General features: G+C 41.9%; 5 protein-coding genes. 1 reads left to right on the forward strand and 4 read right to left on the reverse strand.

Annotated elements, in window-relative coordinates; genetic code table 11:
* Nucleotides 1-336: 336 nt before the first annotated feature.
* Together FC98_RS13255 and cls are read right to left on the reverse strand one after the other, a co-directional pair.
* Nucleotides 337-927 (reverse strand): pentapeptide repeat-containing protein, encoded by a 591-nt coding sequence (locus FC98_RS13255; RefSeq protein ID WP_054655820.1) that lies wholly within the window; start codon nucleotides 925-927, stop codon nucleotides 337-339.
* A 12-nt stretch (nucleotides 928-939) separates the two neighbouring features.
* Complete coding sequence (cls, locus tag FC98_RS13260) at nucleotides 940-2,400, reverse strand: cardiolipin synthase (RefSeq protein WP_056949723.1); 1,461 nt, start codon at nucleotides 2,398-2,400, stop codon at nucleotides 940-942.
* A gap of 234 nt (nucleotides 2,401-2,634) precedes the next feature.
* Here cls and FC98_RS13265 point away from each other — a divergent pair, with 234 nt between their 5' ends.
* Complete coding sequence (locus FC98_RS13265; protein ID WP_056949726.1) at nucleotides 2,635-4,209, forward strand: MFS transporter; 1,575 nt, start codon at nucleotides 2,635-2,637, stop codon at nucleotides 4,207-4,209.
* Between the two features lie 118 nt (nucleotides 4,210-4,327).
* Here FC98_RS13265 and FC98_RS13270 read toward each other — a convergent pair whose 3' ends face one another.
* Both FC98_RS13270 and FC98_RS13275 read right to left on the reverse strand, forming a co-directional pair.
* Entirely contained in the window at nucleotides 4,328-5,140 is an 813-nt protein-coding gene (locus FC98_RS13270) for a hypothetical protein (RefSeq protein ID WP_056949727.1), read from the reverse strand.
* A gap of 43 nt (nucleotides 5,141-5,183) precedes the next feature.
* On the reverse strand, nucleotides 5,184-6,644 hold the full coding sequence (locus FC98_RS13275) for a tetratricopeptide repeat protein (RefSeq protein WP_082603060.1): 1,461 nt from the start codon (nucleotides 6,642-6,644) through the stop codon (nucleotides 5,184-5,186).
* Nucleotides 6,645-6,855 lie beyond the last annotated feature (211 nt).

The following is a 6,855-nucleotide window of genomic DNA, read 5'->3' on the forward strand; positions in this document are numbered from 1 at the left end:
TGAACTGTCAACTTGACAAGCACCAGTGCACCCTATACATAACAAAAAATAGTGCCCCATCACCCTCTAGGTGCTGTGACACTATCTAACAATATTTTCCGAAAGGTATTAGACCAATCATTAACCATAACTTCTGGTCACGTAAACATTTCGTTTAATGCTTCTGTTGGGTGGTACCGACAAGCTACACGGATCTAAGCTCGCTGGCTTAGCGCCTATCAACATTTCTGTATATCTTTCACTTGTCTAACAGGTGATTAGCCTATTCACCTTTCACCATTATTATACTTCTAACCGATTGTTTTCACCAAAGTTTTGCTTGCCAAATTTGCTCACTCATTTGATTTTTACGCCAAGCAATCCGATAAGTGACGCTGCTTGAAATTGGTTGATGATGAGGCCCTTCAAATCATCAGGATTGACCTCCAGATACCCAAACTCACTTTGAGAAAGGTCAACCCCTTTTAGTTTGGTCCCAACAAAGCTGGCACCCTCGAAGTTACATCCGCTAGTTTTCAAACCACCCACTAATTTAAGATACCTAAAGTAGACTTCCTTAAAGCTAGCATCATCAAAGCGGCAGCGATTGATCTTCGAACTGCTAAAATTAGCGTAATCAACTTGCGAACCACTGATGACGCAATCTTTCCAGTTATTCTCCTGGAATTCAGTTCCAATTAGCTGACAGCTTTCAAATTGGTCTCGATAAAAGGTACTGCCTTCAAACCGTTTATTTGCAAACGACACATTAACAAAGCGGCAGTCCAACCATTCACTGCCACCAAAGTTATCCTGCTCAAATTGACACTGATGAAAGGTGACATCCGACACCCGCACAGCCTGCATTGAGGTCGTAAAGGTACAATCGGTATATTGATTTCCCGGCTCGATATCTTCAAAAGCCAATTTCTTGTTAATGATTGCCATTTCAACCTCCAACTATAGGATTGGCGATAGTAATCTGCTAAACGTTTGTTTAAATTTCAACCACAACGACTGTTTTCTAAACAGTTCAGGTGTCTGTAGCGTACTTTCATCCATGTCAGTCAGGAAAATATCGCGCATTTCGGTCGAGAATTTTTGATCGTAAATAAACGAATTGATTTCAAAATTAAGCTTAAAGCTCCGATAATCCAAGTTAGCCGAGCCAACTGATGAGATTTCATCATCAATGACCATCGTCTTCGAATGAATGAAGCCATTATTATAGAAGTAGATCTTAACGCCATCCTCAGCTAACTGACGGGCGTAGTACTGCGTTGCCCGGTACACAAACGGATGATCCGGCATACTAGGCACCATAATTCTGACATCGACCCCAGACATTGCCGCAATCCGCAGGGCATCCAAAACACTATCATCGGGAATGAGGTATGGCGACTGAATCCAACAATAGTCGGTTGCCATGGTAATTAACTTGATGTAGCCCATCTTAATCTGTTGCAAATCCGAATCTGGACCGCTTGAGACAATCTGCATGTTCACGTTCCCCTTGGTCGTCGTTACCGGGAAATATTTAGCTTCAACTTCCTCTTCATCAATTTGGTCTCGGGGGCTCGTAGCGTTCCAGTCAAGAATAAACCGAGCTTGGAGGCCAAACACGCCTGAGCCAATAATGCGGATGTGGGTGTCACGCCAATGGCCAAACTTCTTCTTACGCCCTAGGTACTGATCGCCGATGTTAAAGCCACCGGTGTAACCAATCGTCCCATCAATGACAATGATTTTCCTATGATCACGAAAGTTAATCCGGAAATCCAACAGAACGGATCTGGTATTCAAGAATGGAAACGCATGACCGCCAGCATCAATCAACGGCTGAAAGAATTTACGGGTAGTTCCCATTGACCCCCAGGAATCATAAATGACCCGGACCTCAACCCCTTGCTTGGCCTTCTTAACCAGCAAATCAAGGATTTCGTTACCAATCTGATCGTTATAAAACGTGTAAAATTCAATGTGGATGCTTTTTTTGGCGCCCTCAATGTCTTCAATAACACGATGAAAAAGATCGTTACCATTCGTATAAATGTGGACTTTATTTTGACGGGATAAAAACGCCGCATCCGTTGTCATAAACATATCAACTGCGGTACGGGATCGTAAGACAACCTCGTCAGCGGGTGTTTTAGCATTATGCCCTAATTGTTTCCGCTGCTCATTTAGCCGTTCATCCAATTGCATTTGAACATGTTTATGTAATTTGAATAACCGGTTTTTAGGTAGCTTCCTGCCCAAAAAGGCGTAAGCAATGAATCCTACCAGCGGCAAGAATACCAGCACCAACAGCCATGCCCAGATAGCCGCAATATCACGTTTCTCTCTAAAAACCGTAAAAATAGCTAAAACCGCATTGACCACAACGACTATATTAAATAGCAATGACCAATCAAAATTCATAATTTCCTCCAGACGGCCACTTTTGGTCTAAATAAGATTACAACTGTTAGTATACTAGAAAGAAGCCACAATTTATGAATATATTTAATTTTTTTGTCGTAGGAATTCACGGCTTCCACTCCGTGCATTTTTTACATTTGATTTTTGAAGAAAACCCAATGATTGGGTTTGGTCTTGTGTTAGCACTTGTTTTGTACGTGATTTATAAAAGAATGAATAGATAGGGAGAGTTGAATGAATAAACAGACAAAAGTCCAACAGTGGATTGCACTGATGGCGATGGGACTCGGTGTTTTTATGGGGTTATTGGATGTAACGGTTGTCAACGTGGCCTTACCAACAATGGTCCGGGGCTTTAACACCACTTTTACCGATTTACAGTGGGTGTTAAATGCATACACCTTGGTCTACGCGGTCACCTTGATGATTATGTCCAAGTTAGGCGATATGTATGGCCGCAAGAAAATCTTTTTAGGATCACTAATCTTATTTGTGATTGCTTCGGCGATTAACGGCATGGCTCCCAGCTTAATTATCTTGGACATTGGCCGCGGGGTACAGGCTATCGGTGGTGCAGGCATGATGTCGTTATCAATGGCGTTAGTTGCATCTAACTTTGAGGGCAAGGATCGTGGCTTAGCGCTTGGAATCTTAGGCTCAATCATTGGGGTTTCATCCGCATCCGGTCCACTGATTGGCGGTTATTTGGTCGAACACTTTGGTTGGCCAGCCATTTTTTATGTCAACGTGCCATTTGGCATTTTGGCCGTTATTTTGACTTTGATTTACGTGAAGGAAACTCCTAGCTACGGGAAAAACCACAAAATTGATCTGGCAGGAATGGCAACTTCCGCAGTTGGTTTATTTGCAATCATTTATGGCCTCATCGTCAAGGAAAGTCATCCCCACTGGTCTTGGTTCGATGGCCGCGTCAGTGGGTTACTTATCGGTGGCGTGATCGTCATGATTATCTTTGTTCTAATTGAAGTGCGGGTAGCCGACCCCATGATTGATATCCAAATGTTCAAACGGCCACATTTCCTTGGAACCATCATCATTGCCTTTGCACTGGGTTCTGGGATTTATGCTTACAACGCGTTTTTAACTGCCTTAATGCAGAACTATATCGGTTATTCAGCCGTCCAAACCGGAGTCAGACAACTAACGATTAGTGGCTGGTCGCTAATTTTAGGCCCAGTTGCCGGAATTTTGAGCTCGCGGTTTTCGAAAAAGTGGATGATTGTTGGCAGCATGGTCATCGGTGGAATTGGCTTCTTTGCCATGGCTTATGCGATCAGTCCAACGGTTAGTTTCGTTGAACTTTGGCCCGGAATGGTCCTCATGGGGATCACAAACGGGATGGTCAATCCATTGCTCAACACCGCCGGCATGGAAGGCGCCCTCCCACAAGAAATGGGCATGGTTTCTGGCTTACTAAACGTCTTTCGCCAGTTTGGAACAACCGTTGGGGTGGTTGGCCTGGGCCTGATTCAAGATGCCCAGTATGAAGCTCATTTAAACAGCCACCTACCGCTGATCAACATGCCAGCCAAAGCTTTGAATGGTATCAAAGAGGCGTTGGTCAACGCCGGACCATTTTCCGGGCACACCATTGCCTTTTCCACCAGAATGCAACAACTACCATTTGCCCAGGATCTGCAAAGAATCGTCATCAGGGCCTACGATAGTGGTATGACTGCTGTTGCGATTTCATCAGGGGTTATTGTCTTGATTGGTGGCTTAGGAGCTGCTCTGTTGATGCGGAATCGAATGGCCAGCCAGGACCTGGAATTGAAACAACATCAATAATTCGACTTGATATGACAAGATCTTAATTATCATTACTTTTCAGATTACGCCAATACAAAGAAAGTTGAATCAATCCGTTACATTTTCGGATTGACTCAACTTTCTTTTATTTAAGGTATTAATTTAGTGACTTGGCTACCGTTACACCAGCATAATAACCGTCGTCATATGAAAAAATCCCCCCCTTTTGCCGATTACTTTCATAATAGATGCCAATTTGATAACCATTTAAAGCTGACCGCTTTTGCTGGTTATATCCATGCGCATCAAAGGCTGCTTTAATTGCCGTTAGTTTTTGATTGGCAGAGGTTACCTTGCCACGGGGATTATAAAAGGCGTTATTGGCATTTTTAACAATAAGCACATCCGAAAATTGCTTTTGAAAATCAGTTAATGTTGATCCATAAGCTGTTAATTTTGACAAATTTAATGAAAGTCGAGCATTAGGAAATAAATGCAGGACTTCCCGGCTCAAGTTTTGCGAAGGTGATTGATTAATATAACGCTGATAGTCCTTGTCACTTAGAAAATAGTTAATGTCAAGGCCATTCCAAGCTTTGTAATTAGGGTTATATCCTGGTTTTAAATAGCCTCGCCAAATATACCCATAAAGGTTAGGTGTCCCGTGGGGCGTCATACCTGCTACGTAGTAATAAACAGCCGGTTTATTGTTTTTCCGTAAAATAACCGTCTTGGCACGTGTCCAAAAAGAATTAGGATAGTTTTTGAGGTTGTGCAACCGTTTTGTATGTTTAGCATTCCAAAGATAAGTATTTTGCTTAGGATATTTTGCGTGGAATGGCGTACTGCTAGTATAATATTTTGTTTTCACAATTTGGTAATCACTGCTGGCTTGTACGTTGAGATAGTTGGTAATTGCAAAACACAAAGATGCCGTAAGCACTAATGGAATGATCCTGTTCCATTTCATAAAACCACCTCCGATTTATTACACTTAACTGCCACTATGGCCATCAATTTATATTCAGTTCAAACCTTTCAATTGCGTCATCTATCTTGGAAAATGCATCCCGAAATCTCCCACCGGTACCCAATCTCACTTTGAGTTGCTTGATCACTCTTTTAGTTGTCTTAAGATCCTTGCTGAAATTCAAGAATTTGATAATATCACTTGCAAGCTGAACCGGCCCAGTTGCGGTTTTCTTGTTGGATTGGGGAATCACAACCGAATTTAAATACAACGTTGTAATTGGCTTCTTCTCGTATTTATATATGATGGGCGCATATTGCCGGATCATGGCCATACTCTTGTACTTGTTTAGTTGATCGACAATCTTAGAATACGCGTTTTCCTTAAGAAGAATTTTACAATAATCATACCGACCAAGTTTAGCCGCCAACGTAGCCAATAATGCCGGATACTCCTTTTTCCACTCATGCATACCAACCAGTAATTCCCTATATTGGTCATAAGCTTCGATATCGCCTGACAGCAACTGATTTTTCAATAACTTTCTCAACTTGGCTGTTTGATTTGTCTGTCGATAAATTCGAGCTAACCGATTACGCCATTGTTGCGGATCGCCCAACTTCTTGTTAATTGCATCTTGAATAACTGCTTCTGCCTTTGGGAAGTTCTTGGATCCTTCAAGGATTGCGACATACTCCGAACGAACGTCCTCATTATCAATGTTGTCATCAATAATTTGCTGCGCCCGCTTGGTTTGTCCCAGCTGAAAGGCAATCCGAATTTGAAGAAGCAGCTTATTGGATTCCAGATACAGCATGTCCATGATACTAACTTGCTTTTTAAGCTTCTCCGAAACAGCAATCAGCTTTGGCGCAGTTTGTTCAGTAACCAACGGCAAAGCGGTATAGAATAAATCATACCTTTCTTCTGGAAAGCCTTCAAAGATCGCCTTTTTAAATAGTTTAATGACCTGGTCCATCAAATTATCTTTTATATCAGTGCTAAGACCTGCAACACTATCAACCGCTTCCTCCAGAGCAAGCATCGTACCTTGGACACTGTCGTCAAACTGTTGGTTGTAATCCACTATCTTAGGCAATAGCTGAATTTGGTTTTGATAAGTCATCAGTAAAAGTGGGACAGAAAGTTCGATTGGCATGTCCCCACTCTCGATACCATTCTGGATTTCATCAACCAAACCATCAAAGAAATCTATCAATGACTTGGCTTGTTGTGGTTTAAAACAATCAGTATCGCCACCATTCTCTAAAATAGTATTGGCAATTACGCCGCGAATGTGATGAATTTCTTTTTCAATCGCGTTGTTTTTGACTTCCCTCCTCTGTGGCTGAGAAGCCTGCACTGGCTCATCATTCAAGACACCGAGAATAAGGCCGGCAAGGTTGTCATCCAGAGAAGCCAATCGAAGAATCAAATTCTTGAGTTTTTCTGGTTGCGCTTGATTGATTTGTTTGAACAATTCCTGTTGGGTATCTTTAGTCATTATCTTGTTTTCCTTCCACATAATGCCCACGAGTAAGCATTAATAAATGCATCAGCCAGTTGTTAACGTAATTGTATCTAGAAAAGAGCTGAAGGGCAAATGGGTTGGTTTTAAGGCCTACAAATAATGCTCATCTTTTATCCAATCAATGATCAGTTGAAAAAGAGGAAATTGATTTAATCCTCAATTGTCAAATCAAGTGCAACACTAA

The organism is Lentilactobacillus kisonensis DSM 19906 = JCM 15041 (assembly GCF_001434135.1).
Lineage (GTDB): Bacteria > Bacillota > Bacilli > Lactobacillales > Lactobacillaceae > Lentilactobacillus > Lentilactobacillus kisonensis.

Excerpts from the sequence above, each read along its gene's own strand:
- FC98_RS13270 (WP_056949727.1), bottom strand. The coding sequence starts at position 5,140 with ATGAAATGGAACAGGATCATTCCATTAGTGCTTACGGCATCTTTGTGT.
- FC98_RS13255 (WP_054655820.1), bottom strand. The coding sequence starts at position 927 with ATGGCAATCATTAACAAGAAATTGGCTTTTGAAGATATCGAGCCGGGA.
- FC98_RS13265 (WP_056949726.1), top strand. The coding sequence starts at position 2,635 with ATGAATAAACAGACAAAAGTCCAACAGTGGATTGCACTGATGGCGATG.
- cls (WP_056949723.1), bottom strand. The coding sequence starts at position 2,400 with ATGAATTTTGATTGGTCATTGCTATTTAATATAGTCGTTGTGGTCAAT.
- FC98_RS13275 (WP_082603060.1), bottom strand. The coding sequence starts at position 6,644 with ATGACTAAAGATACCCAACAGGAATTGTTCAAACAAATCAATCAAGCG.